We start from the raw sequence: 18,093 nt of genomic DNA, 5'->3' as shown, positions 1-18,093 counted from the left end.
CTACTGAGGTATCCACACGGTTGTCCACAGATGTGGAAGACAGACCGCCCCCGTTTGACGGGTTCGGACTGGGTGGTGCGAAGGTGGGATCTCGTGCGTCGTCGTTCTACGTGGGTTCTGCGTGGTCGTTCTGCATTGTCGTGACGTTAGGCGGCCCCCGTGGGGCTCGATGATGAATGACGGTAACAACACCGTGAACTCGTGGGCAACCCTCAAGATCAACTGGAGGGCGGATGTCAAGCACCGACGGTCCCGGCGTGTTGCGGTGGCCAGCGAGATGGTACGGATGGTGCCTGTGGTTTCGAGCGGTTTGGTGGGCACGCCGTCATGCGCGTAATCTTGAACGGTCTGTCGCGCGCCTGAGGGGCGCGCGTCGCGTCGCGGTACCGCCCGACAGCGGTGTTTCGACGTCATCAGGAACCGGATCGGGCGCACACGAGGCGCCTACTTCACGTGAGGAGCCAGCCATGGCCAAGGGCAAGCGGACTTTCCAGCCGAACAATCGTCGTCGTGCCAAGGTGCACGGATTCCGGCTCCGGATGCGCACCCGCGCCGGCCGCGGCATCGTCGGCGCCCGTCGCCGCAAGGGCCGCGCCTCGTTGACGGCCTGATCCGGGTCGGGGTGGCGTGTGCTTCCCAGGACCCATCGGCTCCACCGGTCCGCTGATTTCGCGGCGGTGGTGCGAAGGGGTGCCAGGAAGGGCCGCCGGACCATGGTCGTACACGCCCACGTGGACTCCTCCGATGTCCGCGTGGGCGGACCTCGTTTCGGCCTGGTCGTCAGTAAAGCCGTCGGGGACTCGGTGACCCGCCACCGTGTCAGCCGGCGGCTTCGTCACATCGCATCGGAAGTCCTCCCCGGGCTCGATTCCGATCTCCTGGTTGTGGTCCGGGCCAATCCGGCTGCCGCCTCGGCCTCCCACGCCGATCTACTCCGCGACATGCGGACCGGTCTCACCTCCGCCGTGTCGCGGGCCCGGGAGGCAGGGCGATGACCGAGAGCCGACAGGGCCCCGTCGCCCGGATACTGCTGTGGTTGCTCGACTTCTATCAGAAGGGCATCTCGCCGCTGACCCCGCCGAGCTGCAGGTTCGAACCCACCTGCAGCAACTACGCTGTCGAGGCGGTTCGAGTGCACGGCGCGTGGTACGGGACGTGGCTCGCGGTGTGGCGTCTGCTGCGGTGCGGACCGTGGACTCCCGGCGGTTGGGATCCGGTCCCCGAACCCCGCGCCCCTGACCATTCCGGGGGCCACCAGCATCCCGACAATCCCGAACGAAGCTAGGACTCCACCACCGATGTCGTTCATCACCGACCCTCTGGTCTACTACCCGATCTCCGGGATCCTCTGGTTCTGGCACAAGATCTTCGCGTTCCTCGGGGGGTTCCTCCCCTGGGTGGAGGCACCGGATTCCAACGGCGCCATCTGGGCACTCTCCGTGATCTTCTTGGTGGTGACCCTCCGCATCCTGCTGTTCTGGCCGGCGGCCAAGCAGATCCGTTTCTCGCGGAAGATGCAGGAGATGCAGCCGCGGATGAAGGAGCTGCAGAAACGGTACAAGAACGACCGGGAGAAGCTGGCGACCGAAACACGGAAGCTGCAGAAGGCCGAGGGGTTCAACCCCGTTCTCGGATGCCTGCCGATGTTCATCCAGATCCCGGTGTTCCTCGGTCTGTTCCACGTCCTGCGGTCCTTCAACCGGATGGGGAACAACTTCGGCGCCTTGGGGATGACCGCGGAGGAGACGCGGAACACCGGCAACTACGTCTTCAATGCGGACGAGGTCCAGAGCTTCCTCGACGCCCGGTTGTTCGGCTCTCCCCTGTCCTCGTTCATCTCCCAGCCCGTCGAGCAGTTCCAGGCGTTCGTCGATCCCGGCGCGGCGCTGGATTTCCAGCGGTGGAACATCATCGTCGTCGCCATCCCGCTGATGATCATCTCGGCGGTCACGACCCACCTCAACGCGAGGATCTCGCTCTCGCGCCAGTCCCCTGAGGCCGCGGCGAACCCGCAGGCCAAGATCATGAACCAGTTGATGCTGTGGGCCTTCCCCATCGGCATCCTGGTCACCGGTGCGTTCTGGCCGCTGGCCATCCTCGTCTACATGGTCACCAACAACCTGTGGACCCTCGGTCAGCAGTACTACCTCTTCGAGAAGATGGCCAAGGAGGATGACGCCGCCGCCCTCAAGCGCCGTGAGGAGCAGAAGTCCCTCGCGCCCAGGGTCGGGGTGAAGCCCGTCAATCCGAAGAGGGGCCGGGGGTCCGCGGCGGGTACCGCCGTGGCGCCACAGGCAGCGGCCACTGGCGTCGCTTCGCCGGACGACGACGGTACGACAGCGGCCCCGGCGGTCGTCGGCGATGCTCCCGAGTCGGCTCCCGGCTCCGCCCCGAGGCCGGGTCAGAGACCTCAACGACCCGGCGGCCAACGCACCCGCCCCGCCCAGAAGGGTGGCGGCGGAGGCGGCAAGGGCAAGAAGAAGAAACGCAAGCGCTGACCCCGGGTCAGTGAGACGGCCGACAAGGTCCCCGATTCTCCGCGATCGGGGACCTTGTCCCATACTTGGGAGAGTTACTCGCCGGCCACGACGGGACCGGCGATCGGCGGTGATGACGGAGGCGGATCCATGTCGAAGAAGAACATCGAGGTGTCGGAGGAGCGTCTTGTCGAGGAGGGCGAGGTGGCCGGCGATTACCTCGAACAGCTCTTGGACATCTTGGATTTCGACGGGGACATCGATCTCGACGTCGAGGGTGACCGCGCGGTCGTGAGCATTGACGGCGGTGAGGACCTCGATCTCCTCGTGGGATCGGACGGCTCGGTTCTGGACGCGGTCCAGGAGCTGACCAGGTTGGCCGTCCAGCAGGAGTTGGGCGATCGAAGTCGGTTGATGTTGGACATCTCGGGATGGCGGGCCGCCAAGCGGGAGGCACTGACGGAGGCCGGCCGGGTGGCTGCGCAACGGGTTCTCGAGACGGGGGAGTCCGAGGAACTCGAACCGATGACTCCGTTCGAGCGGAAGATCATCCACGACGCGATCGCGGAGATCGACGGCGTGTCGTCGGACTCGACGGGCGCCGAGCCGAATCGAAGGGTCATTGTGTTGCCGGAGTGACTTCTCGTTTGAGGCCGTGGGTCCGCGGGAGGTGGCTCGGCGGGATGTGCAGGGGCGTGGGCGCGCAGCCCGCGCCCCTGTGTCGTGCGCGGGCGGCGACCGGGAGCGGCGACGTCTTACACGTGTGTTATTCCGACGTGGTTTCACGTGAAACCGGTCGGTCCATCTGCCGAATATGGATGTGGGGAAGATGAATAGGGACACTGCCGGAGAAACGACACGTGACGGCGAGCGAGGTGATCGTGTGACAGATCCCCCGGGCGAGGTCTCGGAGGACACCCCGCCCTCTCCTGTGGCGGAGGATGCTGCCGGGGTGCCGGAAGGGGCGGAGTCGGTCTTCGGTGACCGCCTCGAGCTCGCCGAGAAGTATGTCCGGTTCCTGGCGACCGCGGGCCTGGAGCGAGGATTGATGGGGCCCCGCGAACGCCCACGTCTGTGGGACCGGCACGTCCTCAACAGCGCGGCCGCCGCCGCTGCGCTGGCCGACGGCGAGACAGTGGTGGACATCGGGAGCGGGGCCGGACTTCCTGGTATCCCCCTGGCTCTCGCTCGTCCGGACCTCCGTGTGACCCTGGTCGAACCGCTGCTCCGTCGGTCCACGTTCCTCCAGGAGGTGGTCGACGATCTCGGGATAGACGTCCGGGTCGTCCGGGGACGAGCCGAGGAGAAGTCCGTCGTCGCCGAGGTGGGCGGAGCAGACGTGGTGACCTCCCGCGCCGTGGCCCCGCTGGCCAAGCTCGCCGGGTGGTCTGCGCCGTTGCTCCGATCGGGTGGGAGGATGGTGGCGTTGAAGGGGGCGTCCGCCGCCGACGAGGTGGAGAGGGACCGGCATGCGCTCCGGCGACTCGGGTTCGACGACGTGGAGGTCGAGATCGTATCCGCGCCGGATGCCGAGGAGACGAGGCTGGTCATCGCTACCCTCACGACTAGAGTGGGTAGCCGTGGCAGTCGGTCCCGCGTGCGTGGTTCTCGTGGTGGGCGGTGACTGCATGGCTCGCGGGGGTGGATGTCGGTTTCACGTGAAACACTGACAACGCGCCCATACGCCGTGAAGACCTCTGGGCCCCACTTGCCCTCACACGTAGTTGAAAGGTGACGGATGTCCGAACACGAGACGCCGATCTTCGCCGCCGCGCGGCAGGCGAACGAGCTTCTGCACGGGGACTCTCCCCCGCTGTCCAGGCCATCCCATCCCCGGATCATCACCATCGCCAACCAGAAGGGCGGCGTGGGAAAGACCACCTCGACAGTCAATCTCGCGGCGTCTCTCGCGCTCGGTGGACTCGGGGTCCTGGTGATCGACATGGACCCGCAGGGAAACGCCAGCACCGCACTCGGAGTGGACCACCGGGAGGGGACGCCGTCGAGCTATGAGCTTCTGATGTGGGAGAGCGCTGTGGAGGATCTCATGCAGCGCAGCCCGCACGCTGAGCGGCTGTTCTGTATCCCGGCGACGATCGATCTGGCGGGTTCGGAGATCGAGTTGGTCGGGCTGGAACACCGGGAACGCCGGCTCGCCGAGGTCCTCAACATGGACGACCTGGTGTCCTTGGGTATCGACTACGTCTTCCTCGACTGTCCGCCCTCTCTGGGGCTGCTCACCGTGAACGCCATGGTGGCCGCCAGTGAGGTCCTCATCCCGATCCAGTGCGAGTACTACGCCCTCGAGGGTGTCGGCCAGCTGCTGCGCAACGTGGAACTGATCCAGCAGCACCTCAACCGGGAACTCCGGATCTCCACCATCATGCTGACGATGTATGACGGACGCACCAAGCTCGCCGAACAGGTCGCGGGAGAGGTCAGGAACCATTTCGGCGCCGCCGTCCTGCGGACTGTGATCCCACGCAGCGTCAAGGTGTCTGAGGCGCCCGGGTACGGGATGACGATACTCCAGTACGACGCGGGATCCCGAGGGGCGCTGGCGTACCTGGATGCGGCGAAAGAGCTGAACGAGCGCAGTGATCGGGTGGCGTCACATGGTGAGGCCACCCGGGCATCGACCGGTACGGAGGGCACGCGATGAGTCAGCAACGGAGGGGCGGGCTCGGTCGTGGGCTGGCGGCGTTGATCCCCACCGGACCGGACGAAGGTCCGCGGTTGGGTAGCGACGCGGCAGACGTGATCCTCGGGCCGCGCAGCGGTGGGCCCAGGACCACTCCCCCGAAACCGCGGTCGACAGGGTCAGGCCCCGCCCCGTCCGCCACGGCATCCCCTGCGGGCTCGGGTGAACGACCGGCCGCCCAGAATGCCGACGACACCACGGTTTCACGTGAAACCGACGACTTGGTGGATCCGGGGGCGGTCTACCGTGAGATCGCCCCCTCCGCGATCGAACCCAACCCCAGACAGCCGCGGACTCACTTCGACGAGGAGGCACTGGCCGAGCTGGCACACTCGGTCAAGGAGTTCGGGCTCCTCCAGCCGATCGTCGTCCGCGAGATCGCGGCCGATCGTTATCAGCTCATCATGGGTGAAAGGCGGTGGAGGGCGAGCCAGCGGGCGGAGCTCCAGACCGTTCCGGCGATCGTCCGGCAGACCGACGACGAAGACCTGCTCCGGGACGCACTTCTGGAGAACATCCATCGGGTCCAGCTCAATCCCCTCGAGGAGGCGGCGGCATATCAGCAACTGCTCGAGGAGTTCGACGTCACCCAGGCCGAACTCGCGAACCGGATCGGTCGATCCCGACCGGCCATCACCAACAGCATTCGCCTCCTTCAGTTGCCGACCGCAGTCCAGCGCAGAGTGGCCGCGGGCGTCTTGTCGGCGGGACATGCGAGGGCACTCCTCGGAGTGGAAGCCGGGGTGTCGGCCCAGGACGAACTCGCAGCGCGGATCGTGGCGGAGGGCTTGTCGGTCCGGGCGACTGAGGAGATCGTCACGCTGCTGAACAGAGAGGGGAACGGCCCCGCCCCGACTACCTCCCCCACTCGTCAGGGCCGACGCCGGAACCCCGAGCTGGAGGCGGTCGCGGGCAGACTGTCCGACCGCTTCGAGACCTCGGTGTCCGTCACGATGGGCCGGCGTAAGGGACGGATCACCATAGATGTGGGGGACGCCGACGATCTCCACCGGGTCCTGACGCTGCTCGAGGGCGGGTCGCCGGGTCCGTCACGATGAACTCGATCCGACCACTCGACCTCTCGGCCGTGGACCAGTTGGGACCGCGTGCTCGCAGGTGCGTGTACTGGCAGACCGATGGGCAGCACAGCGACGATCAGCCGGGAGATCCGGAGTTCGAGAAGGAGGCCTGGATCTCGCACGTCTCCCTGGAATGGGGAGTGTGCGGTCAGGTCGCGCGTGAGGGTGACCGCGCGACCGGCGCTGCGTTCTATGCGCCGCCGGCCATGGTTCCTCGTGCAGCATGCTTCCCGACGTCACCGGTGGGCTCGGACGCCATCCTGCTGGCGGGGATGAGTATCGAAGATGGTGCGCCGGGCGGTGCTCCCACCTCGCTGCTCGACGCGGTGGTGTCCGACCTTCGCCGACGCGGCATCAAGGCGATCGAGGCATTCGGGATCTCGGCCTCGGATACCGGGGACGTATTGTCACGTGACATGTGCGGTTCCGAGTCGTGCATCGCGCCGACCGGCTTCCTCGTCGAGCATGGTTTCACCGTGGTGGCCGAGCACGAGACCCATCCTCGACTCCGCCTCGACATCGAGAGCGATCACCTCTGGAAGGCCGACGTGGAGAGAGCGCTCGATCAGCTCTTCGCCGAGCGGGGATTCGCCACCAGGACTCTGCGGGTGTTGTCCGGGGCGACCGCGCGGCACGGTGAGGACATCCCGCTCGCGGCCCCTCAGGCCCCACGGGCGCGCCGTCAGTCCCGCTGACGCTGCTCGTAGTCGATCAGCTCGTTGACGGACATGGAACCCGTGGGGTGATCGTCCTCGTCGAGGAGGTAGAGACGCTTCACCCCGACCAGGATCGAGTCGACGATGGTGTCCTGGGCCGCACGGTCCCCGAGGATGGACAGATCACCGGGATTGTGGGCGTACCCCAGGACGATCTGGATGGAGGGCATCCGCGTCATCCGGAGAAGCGGCCAACTCCGCCCGTGGGTGCGACAGTCACGGAGGTCGGTACGACTGACGATCTCCCGCTGGATGAAGCCGGACAGAGCTTCCCCGAGCATCGACTCGGCTCCCAGGGAGTTGCCGAAGTAGAACGTGGCGATCCCGTTGCCGACCGGGTTGGGATGCCGGTCCAGGCGGAGAGAGATCATGAGATCGGCGTTGAACGCGTTGGCGATCTCGGCCCGTTCCGGGTCCGTCGGGATCATGGCCTCGGGTCGCGAGAGGAAGACCTCGACGCCGGCCTGGTTCATCCGCTCAGAGAGCCGACGGGTGATGTCCCACAACAGTTCGGCATCCGTGATCGTTCCGAGCGGGGTGTCGATGCGGATCGGGTTCTCCGACCCGCTGGGCCCGGGATCCAGCACGATACGCTTGCCGGCGAGCATCGGGCCGGAGGTCCGCGCGCGCTCTCGTTCTACCAGCGACGAGACGTCGCCACCCTTGAACAGCGTCGAGAACTTGCTCAGGGTGTCAAGGGTCTCCGCGCCTACGACGCCGTCGGGGTGAAGACCGCAGTCCCTCTGAAAATCGGTCGCGGCGGCGTGGGTGAGAGGCCCGAAGGTCCCGTCGACCAGTCCCGCGTAGAAGCCGAGCTCACCGAGCCGTCGCTGGAACTGCGCGACGTCGTCCCCGGCCATGGGCTTGGAGACGATGTAACTGAGGTCGCGGGTCCCCAGAACGTAGGTGGCGTCGCGGAGCGCCGCCTGGGTCGACGGGCCCACGATGCCGTCAGAGATCAGTCCACGGGCTTGCTGGAACGCCAGCACGGCGGTCTCCAGATCGGCGTCGAAGACGGCATCGGTCCGGGCGAGGACCGAACCCGTCTCCGGCTCGGTGAGCCCGACGGAATCGATGTTGTGCAGCAGGCCCATACCCGCGAGGGTCGCCCGGATCGAGGCCACCTCGGGCCCACGGTCACCGCGTCGCCACGCCATGGTTCTCCTCCGCTCCACTCGACTGGGTACCCGGATGAACTTACCGCCTCAGGCGCGGACGTGCCCGGCACGCACCCGAGTGGGGCGGCGGCTAGAGCACGTCGCCGAGTTCGGTGCGCAGCGCGGACTTCGACTTGGCGCCGGTGATGCGCTTGACCGGCTTTCCCTCGGAGAACAGCAGCATCGCCGGGATGGCGGTGATCTGGTACTCGGCGGCGAGCTCCTGGTTGGTCTCCACGTCGACCTTGGCGACCGTCAGCTTGTCGGACTCCGCACCGGCGAGTTCGTCGAGAACCGGGGCCATCATCGTGCAGGGACGGCACCACGTGGCCCAGAAGTCCACCAGCACGGGCTTGGACCCGCTGGCGGCGAGGACGGACTCGGCGAAGTCGTCCTCGGTCACGTCGATGATGTTCGGGGTGTTCACGGCCATTGTGGTGGGTCCTTTCGGGGTGAGGTGTGCGGATCCGGGTGACGCGGTCTCAGGGGTCCGGAACGCCGGCGCTGGGTGTCAGGCCTGCTCGGCGAGCCAACGTTCAGAGTCGATCGAGGCGGCGCACCCCGAACCGGCAGCGGTGATGGCCTGCCGGTAGCGGTGGTCCACCAGGTCGCCGCAGGCGAACACACCCGGGATCGAGGTGGCGGTGGTCTGCCCTGTAAGCACGTAGCCGTCCTCATCGACCTCCACCTGGTCTCGGACCAACTCGGACCTCGGGTCGTGGCCGATCGCGACGAACATCGCCGCGGTCTCGAGTTCGCTGGTCTCGCCGGTGACGGTGTTGCGCAGACGCAGGCGCTCGACGGTTCCGCTGGCGCCGGAGAGGACCTCGTCGACCGTGGTGTTGAGGACGAACGAGATCTTCTCGTTCTCCTTCGCCCGCTCGAGCATGATCTTGGAGGCGCGGAACTCCTCCCGTCGGTGGACGACGGTCACGGATGAGCCGAACTTGGTGAGGAAGGTTGCCTCCTCCATAGCGGAGTCGCCACCACCCACGACGACGATCGGCTTGTCGCGGAAGAAGAATCCGTCGCAGGTCGCGCACGAACTCACGCCGCGCCCGAGGTACTCCTGTTCCCCGGGGACGCCGAGGTAGCGTGCGGCTGCGCCCATCGCGAGGATCACCGCGCGAGCCCGGTGCTCCTCCTGGCCCACCCGGACGATCTTGACCTCGCCGGCCAGGTCCATCGACGTCACGTCCTCCATGCGGAGGTCCGCGCCGAAACGTTCCGCCTGCTCCCGCATCTGCATCATCAGGTCGGGGCCCATCATGCCCTCCGCGAAGCCCGGGAAGTTCTCGACCTCCGTGGTGGTCATGAGCGCGCCGCCGAACTGCGAACCCTCGAACACCACAGGGGCGAGCTCGGCCCGGGCGGAGTAGATGGCGGCCGTGTACCCGGCCGGGCCGGATCCGACGATGATGACGTCGTGGAGGGTGTCGCTCATGGGTTTTTCGGGCTCCTTGGCGGGTGGGCGGTTGAACCGGATCTACTATGGCGACAACACCCTGCGGGTCCGTGTTGTTCCCTCAACCGGTGAGGGTGACCCCTTCGAGGAGCACGCTGAGCTTCGCCCTCCCCCGCGAACACCGGCTCTTGATGGTGCCGGGGCGGGTGTTGAGCAGGTGGCAGGCCTCGGCCACCGAGCAGCGGAGCATGTCGACGACGACGACCGCATCACGCTGGTCGGGCGGCAGCTCCGCCAGCGCCTCGGCGACGATGATCGCGTAAGCGGGATCCTGGTAGAAGTGATCTCGAAGTGAGATCTCCTCGTGCAGTCTGGGTGTCAGCTCGGAGTGGGTGCGCAGGCGCTGGGCCCGCATCTTGTCGAGGCAGGCGTTGACCACGATGCGGTAGAGCCAGCCCTGGACGGGACAGGCGTGGCGGAAGGTGTCCGCCTTCCGGTAAGCCGAGACGAGCGCGTCCTGCAGCGCCTCGGCGGCGTCCTCGCGGTTGAAGGAGGTCCGGATGGCCAGCCGCCACAGGTAGTCGTAGTGGCGCCGGACCAGGGCGGAGAAGGCGTCAGGGTCCCCGGCGACGTGTGCATCGAGGAGCTCGACATCGGTGAGCGGGGACCCGGCCGTGGTGATGGGGCGTCCCGTGACCGCGGAGAAGTCGTCGACGGCACTGGTGTTCACGGCGCTCACGTTAACGCGGAGCGTGCCCCGGTGGGGCTGCCACCTCGGCGACGGCGGCGAGGTCGGCGGCCCCCGGACGAGGTGGCCGCGGGGGCTCACCGGGTGAGTTGTACCTCGCTGATGGACGCGCTGAACGACTCGGGCCCGGAGGTTCCGAGTCTGGTGAACCACACGATCAGATACTCCGCGTCCTCGGGATCGTCGATCGTCACGGTGCCCGACCCATCCCGGATGGTCCCCTCACCGAGCAGGGTCGTGTCGTCGAGTGAGTCCGGCGAGGAGCTCTCGGCGATCCGTACCTCGAACTCCACCCCGTCGTCCGCCGAGTGCACCACCACGCGGCGGGTCTCCTGCTCGCCGTCGAGGGTCAGCAGGAGCCCCACCCCGGGCTTGTAGGCGGCTCCGCCGTCACCGAGTTGGTTGCGGTAGGTGTCGGTGGACCACGAGGTCGACCTGTCACCGTCGACGACGTTCGGGGCACTCGAGGAGTTCTCGGCGACGCCGGGTGACCCGGCGGGCTGCCACGACGTGACATCCAGGACCCTGACGGGTGTGGTGGGCGCCGCCCGGGTGGGCTCGGCCTCCCCCGTTTCCGAGCCGTCCGGGGTCGGCTGTTCGGTCGCCGCCGACCTGCTCTCCTGGGCGGCGCGTTCGATCGCGTCGAGTTGCTGGGACAGTGGCGTGTCGTCACCGCCACCGGCGAGCGCGCCGAGCATCCAGGCGGACAACAGTGCGATCACCACCACGGCCACGGCCCCCGTGCCGGCCATGATGCGCCAGCGACGTGTCAGGGTCGCCTCGTCGGGCGGCGAGTAGGCCTCGCCCTCCCGCGCGGTGTCGTCCCCGTCCATGTGAGACGCGCCCGCGTAGGACCCGCCCGCGTAATGCCCGTGCGGGTGAGTCCCGTCCGACCCCGGTCCGCCGGTGGTCGGCAGGTGCGTGGTCTGCGGGCGCGGAGTGCCCCCCCGCGCGCCGCTCCCCGGCCGGTCGACCACACCGACGCGATCGGAGATCATCGACCGCACGGTGGCGGCCGAACTCACCGACGATCCGTCGAGGGACCGCATGGCCAGGACCGCGGAGTCGGGCGGGACGCCGGCACCGACGACGGCGGGATCGATCGGCTCGTCGTCGTCGTCAAGAGGGGCGGCGGGGGGACGCCCGTCAAGGGGCTCGTGGACCTCGGATCCCGCCGGCAGGGGCCCGGGCCACCGACCGGTCAGAAGCGCGTACAGGACCCGCCCCAGGCCCCGGACGTCGCTCCTGGCGTCACTGTCGCCGGGGACGCCGGGGAACGCCAGCAGGGCGCGCCCGTCCTCGGTGACGCGGATGCGGTCCGGTGAGTCCAATCCCAGGATCAGGCCATTCTGGGCCGCACGGGTGGCGGCGTCGGCCAGCCCCCACATCGCGGCCACGGCGGAATCGGGGTCCGGGTCACCGACAGCGGCGGCGAGGCTGCGGCCGGGTATCCATTCGCAGACCACGATGCCCCCGGCGCGGCCGCGGATGACGTCGAGCACCCGGGCGAGGCCGTCCGAGTACACGCGGGTCAGGGCGACCGTGCGGTCCAGGACCCCCGTCGCCGAGCCCGGGGGGTCCTCCCCGGGTAGAGGGTCGACGAAGATCAGCGCGACATCGCGACCGAGTCGCTTGTCACGGGCGCGCCAGAACGCCTGGCCGACCACTCCGCCGTGCGATTCGAGGAGTTGGTAGCGCCCTCCCGATACCAGTCCCCCGACGGTCAGGCGCGGTGGGCCCGAGGGCGAACCCTGCCCCGGAACACCGTTCACATCGCCCACCCGTAGACCTCCTCGACGACGCGGCCGTCCTGCCTATCCGCCCGCTCCTGATGCTCCGAGTGTACGGCCCGCGCGTCCCGGGACACGACTATCGCCTCAGACGCCCCACCAGGCCTCGGAGGACGGGTGCGACGGCGTCCAGCTCCGGGAGGCGTGACCGGGACAGGATCAGACCGGTGACCACGAGGGTGATGACCGCGGCGAGCCCGGCCCGGACCACGAACCCGATGCTTCCGACCGCGTCGGTCAGTGCGTCCATGGGCAGGAGGGTGTCGACGGCGAGGGCGACGAGAGCTCCTGCGGCCGACGCCCCCACCGTCCAGACCGCTGACGTCGCCGTCTCGCGCCCACGCAGGGAGCCGAGCCGGCGCCGGAGCAGGACGTACCCGGCGACCGCGCCCACGACCCAGCCGATCCCGTTGGCCAGGGCGAGGCCGATCACCACGTGGGAGCGCTCGTCGGCCACCATCGGGACGATGAGTGACAGGACCACGCGGACGACGGTGATCGCGAGGATCATGACGGTGGGGGTCCAGTAGTCCTCGCGCGCGTAGAACACGCGCTGCTGGAGGAGGACCACCGCGTACGGCACCAGGGTGAACGCCCCGAAAGCGAGTGTCAGGCCCAGGATCTCGGCATTCTGGGCGTCGAAGTTGCCGTACCGGAACAGGCCGGTGGCGATCGTGGGACCGAAGGCCGTCATGACGGCGATGATCGGCACGAGCCCGAAGAGGGACAGCCTGGTGCCGAGGGAGATGTCCCGCACGACCGCGTCCGTGCGCCCGGCGACGCCGTTGTCGGCCAACCGCGGGTTGATGGCCGTCAGCAGGGTCACGCCGATGATCCCGTACGGCACCTGCAGCAGCAGCCAGTACGTGCCGTAGATGGCGATGGCCGCCTCGTCGGCCGCGGAACCGATGCGGTTGGTCATGACCAGACCGACCTGCGAGATGAACACGTACGCCAGCCCGGCCAGGGCGTTGCCGCCGAACTGGCGGATCCGGGGGTCCAGTCCCCACTGGGGGCGCAGCACCACGCCGGCGCGGCGCAGCGCGGGCAGCAGGACCGCCGCCTGGACCACCACTCCGAGGGTCGTGCCCAGGCCGAGCAGCAGGATCGGTGCGCTCAGGAGATTCACCGGTGCCGCGGGGTCGATGCCACTGCCGACGACCGCGAAGAGCGCGAGGGTCGCGATGGCCACGAGGTTGTTCCACACCGGGGCCCAGGCACCCGGCCGGAAGATCCCGTTGTAGTTGAGCACGGCGAGCATGACCGAGAAGACGCCGTAGAAGAATATCTGCGGCAGCAGCAGGAACGCGAAGGCCGTGGCCAGGTCCGTGTTGACCTCGCCGTCACCGAGGTTGAGCTCGGTGAGCAGCGGCGCGCATGCCACGGCCACGACCGTCGCGACCAGCGCCAACAACGAGGTGGCCGTGAGCAGCCGCCTGATGAACGACACCCCCCCGTCCGGGTCCTCCTGGGCGGCGCGGGCCAACAGGGGCATGAACATGGCGGTGAGGACCGACCCCAGGACGAGTTCGGTGATCATGTTGGGCAGAGTGTTGGCGGTGTTGAACGCCGAGGCGACGGCGGGGCCGAGGATGGTGAGGATGAGGATCATCCGCACGAAACCGGTGATCCTGCTCGCGAGGTTCGCCACCGCCATCGATCCGGTGGACCGCATCACCGAGGCATCGGAGGAGTCGCGGGTGGTGTGACCGGTCCCCCCGCCCCGGGTCGTCGGGGCCGCCGGGACCGGGACCACGGGGTCCGCGGGTACCGAGTCCGGCGCGAAGGAGTCGGCCACGGGCGGCGGCGAGACCGGGCGGGTCGAGACGCAACTGCCCGATTCGCGGCGGCGGCCCCGCAATCCGGGGTCCGGTCTACGCAGCCCGGGTTCGCGGGAACCCTGCTCGTCGGTCACGGTCGGTGCCCTTCGTCCGCGGGGTCGAGGATCCCCCGACGGTAGCGCAGGTACCGGCGGCCCCCGAGGACGAGGGCGAGCGCGGCCGCCGCGATCGCGAATCCCTGGGCCACGGGGTACCCCCCGGACTGGACCGACAGTTCGACCGGGTCGGACAGCCGCGTCCCGTCCGGCCCGTGGAGGGAGAAGACCACGGTGCGGCGCACCCCGCCCTCCGAGTCGGACTGGGTGGGGACCTGGAGGGTCCGGGAACCCGCGGCCGGGATCTGGATGAGGCCGACCGGGTCGACGGTGATGTCCTCGGGCGCGGTGACCGTCACGTCGACGCGGACGGGGAACGGCAGGGCGTTGCGGGTCACCAGCATGAGCGGACTGTTGGGACTGGCCATGGTGAACACGCTGCCCGGGGTGAGGAGATCGACACGCGCGAGCGACGCGGACACCGTCTCGCCGAGCCGGACCAGACGGGCCGCGCCCCGGTCCCGGGCCACCGCGCCGGTTCCCGTGTCGAGGGTGAGCCCGTCGCCGCCCGCGCGCCGACCGGTCTCCGAGATCGCCCGCAGGGCGTCACCCACCAGCGGGGAGAGGTGGGCGGACGCCTCCGCCGCGGTCGGGTCGGAGGTGTCGACAAGGGACCGCAGCGTGCCGGTTCCCGCGAGCGCCGCCGTCAACCGTCCGACGGTGTCCCCTGCGGGATCGTCCGCGAAGGGGTCGGCCAGCCCGGGGTCCGGGGCGCCGGTGGGATCCTCGGCGAGGCTTCCCTCGGGAATCGTCACGGGACCGGCCAGCCGGTCCGGCAGTGACACCGCACGCATGCGGCCGGTGGCGAGCTGGTCACCGAGCGTCTCGAGGAGTGAACCCGCGGAATCGGAGTCGATGTCCCAGACCTGGGGCGGGACCGCGAGGACCCCCTGCTCGACCGCGCTGGCGGTGGCGTCCGGCGCGGTGGCGGCGGCGGCGTCGATCACCGGGGCCAGGATCGCCGCCCTCGCGTCCTGCAGTCGGGCGGGCGGGGTGTCCACATCGAGCCAGTACCGGCTCGAGGGGTCCGAGTAGCGCGGGTTCTCCGGTCTACCGCCGGTCGCCGCGAGCGAGGCACCCACCGCGGCGGAGTAGGTGAGCGCCCGCCCACCGTCGGTCCCCGCCAACGCGACCATCCCCGGGGGCGGGACCACCCCGGTGTCGGTACGGGTGGACGGGGCGGCGACGATCGCCGTACCCCCGCCACCGGACAGTGCCCGGGCCGTCCCCGGGGCCAGCGTGCCCGACGCGGGGACGAGGACGCCGGGGACCGGGACCACCTCGAGGATCCGTTGCACCGAGTCGGAGCGATCCAGCGCCGCGGCGGTCAGGGTGGTGTCACCGACGGCGGCCACCACATCCAGGTCCGCCTGCGCTGCCGGCAGAGACAGCACGCACGCGCCCTCGGCAAGCGTGCGCAGTTCGGTCAACCACCGGGAGGCGTCCTCCCTCAGCGCCTCGTCGACGGTGGGCCCCACCTGCTCGTCGCCGCCCTCCCGCTCCCCGGGAACACGGGGGCCGCTGCTCTCGTCGATCAGGACCGCACGACCTTCCGCGATCTCGGCGACGGTTCCGAGCAGATCGGGGTCCACCCCGAGGCAGGTCGCCCGGCGGAGTTCCTCACCCGCGGGGCCCTCGAAGGCGGCCGATGCCGCCCGGACCAGACCGGTGAGCCGCCCCTCGTCCGAGAGGTCGTGTGGCAGCGATCCGTCGGTGAGGGCCACCACGGGTTCGGGACCCGCCTCACCGGGGACGAGGGCGATGCGGGAGGGCGCAGCGGCCAGCGGCCAGAGCACGGTGAGCGGGACCGGTGCCGGGGCCGGCGCATCCGCCGGCGCAGCGGCGCCCACCTCGTCGTCGACACCCGGTATCGGCGCGGGAGGCGGGGCCTGGAGGACGGGGATCAGGGTCCGGGCGTCGTCGAGGCGCGCCGGCGACCCGCCCTCCGGCGTGCCGTTGACGTTGACGAGGAGCGGATAGACGCCCGGCTCGGTGATTTGCAGGTCCGGACCGGGATCACCGGGGATCTCCCGCGCGGGCAGTGAGACCCGGTAGGGCACCGACTCCCCGGGGGCGAGGCTCACCGCCGCCCGGAGGAAATCCCCCTGCACGGGGAACGACGGCTCCGACCACACGAGGGGCTCGCGGACGGACTCCGCGTCGGGAGAGCGCGGGCCTCGTTGGAGCCGGACGTCCACCGACTCGAGCGGGACGTCACCGACGTTGATGATCGTTCCCGAGACGGTGACGGTGGGGACCCCGGCCTCCGTGCCGACGGCCAGCTGCCCGCCGGCCCCGGCGCCGTCCAGGACGCGGGGCGTGATGTCATCGATCGTGATCCGTGCGAGGGCCGGCGCCGGGTTGGGGACGTACCCCGCGTCGATCGCCTGTTCGGGGGTGAGGGCGCGGACCGGCTGGACACCCCACAGCGGGGCCGAGACCAGCGCCGCGCACAACGACGCCGGGACGACCGCCCGGACGAGCCGCCCACCCGGCCACCGGTTCACGGCCGAGAGTCCTCCGGATCGTCCCGGGGGGGCCCGTCACCGTTCCCGGGGGTTGTTCCGGTCCGCCGCCCGGCCGCCGCCCCGGGCGACCCGGAGGTCCTGGATCGACGGACCGGTGCGGGGCCGCCCGCGCGCCGGGACGGGTCCACGACCTGAGAGGTCTGCGCCACCGGGGATCTACCCGCCAGCTCGGCGCGCGCCAGATCCGGTAGGAGGGACCGCGCGGACTCCACGAGCCGCCGTTCGTCCGGATAGGCGAGCCGCCGGGGTAGGTGATCGAAGGCGACCCACTCGACCTCGGTGATCTCCGGGTCCTCGTCGCACAGCTCGCCGTGGTCGTAGCGGATGAGATGGTGATGGACCGTCTTGTGGATGCGCCGGCCCTCGGCGACGAACCAGTAGTCGATGGTGCCGAGCGGGGCCAGCACGGTCCCGTCCACGCCGGTCTCCTCCAGGACCTCGCGACGGGCGGTCTCCTCCACGGTCTCACCCGGTTCGATGTGGCCCTTGGGCATCGACCACAGCATGCGTCCCCGCCGGTCGAGCCGCCCGATCAGAGCGACCTCGAGACGGGAGAGGTCCGGCTCCGCGCCGGCCGCGGCCGCCTGTCCGAGACCACGCACCACGAGGCCGCCGGCGGAGGTCTCGAGCACCGTCCGCAGGCGTTGACCGTTCCGTGGGTGCCGTCCTCCCCCGCGACCTCCCCGGGGGTTCTTGGTCCCTGTCCCCTTGTTTCCTGTCCCCTTCGAACCGGGCATCTTCGACGTGGGCTTCCCACCCGGCGTGGAACCGGGCCTGGCAGTGCCTTTGGCGCCCTTCGTGCCCTTCGCGCCCGTCTTGGCCGGGGTCGCGGAGCGAGAGGGGTTCGCGGCCGCGGACTGGGCGGATCCGGACCTGGTCCGGTTCTGGCCGCGGGGAGTGCGCGAGGACGGTCGCGCCGAGGTCGCGCCGGCGGCGCCGTCGCCGGACCTGACCGTCTGGGTCGACTGTGCGGGAGCGCCGCCCTCCGCGCCGGGGGTGGTGCGCTGGGCCTCGGGCGTCCTGCCCTGTCCGCCCCGCCGGCCCCGGCCACCGCGGCGACGGCGCCGGCCCTGACGGGGTTGCCCGCCGCCGGACTGACCGGCGTGGTCGGACTGCGCGGGTTGGCCGGATCTGCCGGACTTCTGCCCCTGGCCACCCTGGGCGTCCCGGCTCTCCGGGGCCTTGCCCTGCCCGTGCGCCGGACGCTGAGAACCCTGACCAGCGGGTTCGGACGCCGGTGTTCCCGATCCGGCGGGCCGACGGGCACGCCGACGCCGCGGCGGGTTGGCGCGCGGTTCGTCGGGGCGTTCGGCTTCAGACACCCATCGATGCTACCGGCCGGTGTCGGGTGTTCCGTAAATCGTCGGCGTGCCGCCCGTGGATCGGTCCGGACGCCGGGCGTCTGTGTTCTGCGCGTCCCATGCCGACCCCGACGCCCTGGTGGTGTTCCAGCACTTCCCCGACGCCGCCGCAGCACAGGAGTTCCGGGGTGACCCCGCGTACCCGGCGTGCCTCGAGGAGTCGGGGGAGCTGCTGAGCGGCCCCCGGTGGTCGAG

The 18,093-nt window shown here is 69.8% G+C and carries 17 protein-coding genes; 9 read left to right on the top strand and 8 right to left on the bottom strand.

What is annotated here, in order from left to right; genetic code table 11:
* Positions 1-467 precede the first annotated feature (467 nt).
* From rpmH to CT688_RS17160, 9 genes are all read left to right on the top strand, one after another.
* Positions 468-611 (top strand): 50S ribosomal protein L34, encoded by a 144-nt coding sequence (gene rpmH, locus CT688_RS17200; RefSeq protein ID WP_007629603.1) that lies wholly within the window; start codon positions 468-470, stop codon positions 609-611.
* 18 nt (positions 612-629) lie between these two features.
* The gene (gene rnpA / locus CT688_RS17195; protein ID WP_107757887.1) at positions 630-995 is read left to right on the top strand and encodes a ribonuclease P protein component; all 366 of its coding nucleotides are present in this window, start codon (positions 630-632) and stop codon (positions 993-995) included.
* A complete protein-coding gene (gene yidD / locus CT688_RS17190; protein ID WP_107757886.1) occupies positions 992-1,285 on the top strand; it encodes a membrane protein insertion efficiency factor YidD in 294 nt (97 codons plus the stop codon). Before rnpA ends, yidD begins: the two co-directional genes overlap by 4 nt.
* A 13-nt stretch (positions 1,286-1,298) precedes the next feature.
* Entirely contained in the window at positions 1,299-2,498 is a 1,200-nt protein-coding gene (yidC, locus tag CT688_RS17185; protein ID WP_107757885.1) for a membrane protein insertase YidC, read from the top strand.
* Between the two features lie 129 nt (positions 2,499-2,627).
* Entirely contained in the window at positions 2,628-3,116 is a 489-nt protein-coding gene (locus CT688_RS17180) for a R3H domain-containing nucleic acid-binding protein (RefSeq protein ID WP_107757884.1), read from the top strand.
* A gap of 244 nt (positions 3,117-3,360) precedes the next feature.
* Positions 3,361-4,101 carry a 16S rRNA (guanine(527)-N(7))-methyltransferase RsmG gene (gene rsmG / locus CT688_RS17175; protein ID WP_231750422.1) on the top strand — a complete coding sequence of 247 codons (741 nt, stop codon included), beginning with the start codon at positions 3,361-3,363 and terminating at the stop codon, positions 4,099-4,101.
* A 114-nt stretch (positions 4,102-4,215) separates the two neighbouring features.
* Positions 4,216-5,139: a ParA family protein gene (locus CT688_RS17170; protein ID WP_107757882.1), complete on the top strand. Its 924-nt coding sequence runs from the start codon at positions 4,216-4,218 to the stop codon at positions 5,137-5,139.
* Entirely contained in the window at positions 5,136-6,236 is a 1,101-nt protein-coding gene (locus CT688_RS17165; RefSeq protein WP_107757881.1) for a ParB/RepB/Spo0J family partition protein, read from the top strand. The genes CT688_RS17170 and CT688_RS17165 overlap by 4 nt, the downstream gene beginning before the upstream one ends.
* On the top strand, positions 6,233-6,952 hold the full coding sequence (locus CT688_RS17160; RefSeq protein WP_107757880.1) for a hypothetical protein: 720 nt from the start codon (positions 6,233-6,235) through the stop codon (positions 6,950-6,952). Before CT688_RS17165 ends, CT688_RS17160 begins: the two co-directional genes overlap by 4 nt.
* On the opposite strand, the gene CT688_RS17155 is transcribed toward CT688_RS17160, so the two are convergent.
* The 8 genes from CT688_RS17155 to CT688_RS17905 form a co-directional block, all read right to left on the bottom strand.
* Entirely contained in the window at positions 6,940-8,130 is a 1,191-nt protein-coding gene (locus CT688_RS17155; protein WP_107757879.1) for an N-acetylmuramoyl-L-alanine amidase, read from the bottom strand. The two genes, CT688_RS17160 and CT688_RS17155, sit on opposite strands and share 13 nt — an antisense overlap.
* 91 nt (positions 8,131-8,221) lie before the next feature.
* Positions 8,222-8,563 carry a thioredoxin gene (gene trxA / locus CT688_RS17150; RefSeq protein WP_107757878.1) on the bottom strand — a complete coding sequence of 114 codons (342 nt, stop codon included), beginning with the start codon at positions 8,561-8,563 and terminating at the stop codon, positions 8,222-8,224.
* A 78-nt stretch (positions 8,564-8,641) separates the two neighbouring features.
* Positions 8,642-9,574 (bottom strand): thioredoxin-disulfide reductase, encoded by a 933-nt coding sequence (trxB, locus tag CT688_RS17145; RefSeq protein WP_107757877.1) that lies wholly within the window; start codon positions 9,572-9,574, stop codon positions 8,642-8,644.
* Between the two features lie 82 nt (positions 9,575-9,656).
* Positions 9,657-10,265, bottom strand: coding sequence for an RNA polymerase sigma factor SigM (gene sigM / locus CT688_RS17140; protein WP_231750421.1), 609 nt, complete (start codon positions 10,263-10,265; stop codon positions 9,657-9,659).
* Between the two features lie 95 nt (positions 10,266-10,360).
* Positions 10,361-12,064, bottom strand: a complete 1,704-nt coding sequence (locus CT688_RS17135; RefSeq protein WP_107757875.1) for a protein kinase family protein — start codon at positions 12,062-12,064, stop codon at positions 10,361-10,363.
* Between the two features lie 88 nt (positions 12,065-12,152).
* The gene (murJ, locus tag CT688_RS17130; RefSeq protein ID WP_107757874.1) at positions 12,153-13,988 is read right to left on the bottom strand and encodes a murein biosynthesis integral membrane protein MurJ; all 1,836 of its coding nucleotides are present in this window, start codon (positions 13,986-13,988) and stop codon (positions 12,153-12,155) included.
* Complete coding sequence (locus CT688_RS17125; protein WP_107757873.1) at positions 13,985-16,516, bottom strand: hypothetical protein; 2,532 nt, start codon at positions 16,514-16,516, stop codon at positions 13,985-13,987. Before CT688_RS17125 ends, murJ begins: the two co-directional genes overlap by 4 nt.
* Entirely contained in the window at positions 16,513-17,859 is a 1,347-nt protein-coding gene (locus CT688_RS17905; protein ID WP_231750420.1) for an NUDIX domain-containing protein, read from the bottom strand. The genes CT688_RS17125 and CT688_RS17905 overlap by 4 nt, the downstream gene beginning before the upstream one ends.
* Between the last annotated feature and the right edge of the window lie 234 nt (positions 17,860-18,093).

Origin of the sequence: Dietzia sp. JS16-p6b (genome assembly GCF_003052165.1) — a bacterium.
Lineage (GTDB): Bacteria > Actinomycetota > Actinomycetes > Mycobacteriales > Mycobacteriaceae > Dietzia.
The sequence above is the reverse complement of the archived record's forward strand: the minus strand, read 5'-3'. Positions and strand labels throughout refer to the sequence as shown.

Coding starts and splice junctions, on each gene's coding strand:
- CT688_RS17180 (WP_107757884.1), top strand. CDS start 2,628: ATGTCGAAGAAGAACATCGAGGTGTCGGAGGAGCGTCTTGTCGAGGAG.
- trxA (WP_107757878.1), bottom strand. CDS start 8,563: ATGGCCGTGAACACCCCGAACATCATCGACGTGACCGAGGACGACTTC.
- trxB (WP_107757877.1), bottom strand. CDS start 9,574: ATGAGCGACACCCTCCACGACGTCATCATCGTCGGATCCGGCCCGGCC.
- yidD (WP_107757886.1), top strand. CDS start 992: ATGACCGAGAGCCGACAGGGCCCCGTCGCCCGGATACTGCTGTGGTTG.
- CT688_RS17170 (WP_107757882.1), top strand. CDS start 4,216: ATGTCCGAACACGAGACGCCGATCTTCGCCGCCGCGCGGCAGGCGAAC.
- yidC (WP_107757885.1), top strand. CDS start 1,299: ATGTCGTTCATCACCGACCCTCTGGTCTACTACCCGATCTCCGGGATC.
- CT688_RS17165 (WP_107757881.1), top strand. CDS start 5,136: ATGAGTCAGCAACGGAGGGGCGGGCTCGGTCGTGGGCTGGCGGCGTTG.
- CT688_RS17155 (WP_107757879.1), bottom strand. CDS start 8,130: ATGGCGTGGCGACGCGGTGACCGTGGGCCCGAGGTGGCCTCGATCCGG.
- CT688_RS17160 (WP_107757880.1), top strand. CDS start 6,233: ATGAACTCGATCCGACCACTCGACCTCTCGGCCGTGGACCAGTTGGGA.
- rpmH (WP_007629603.1), top strand. CDS start 468: ATGGCCAAGGGCAAGCGGACTTTCCAGCCGAACAATCGTCGTCGTGCC.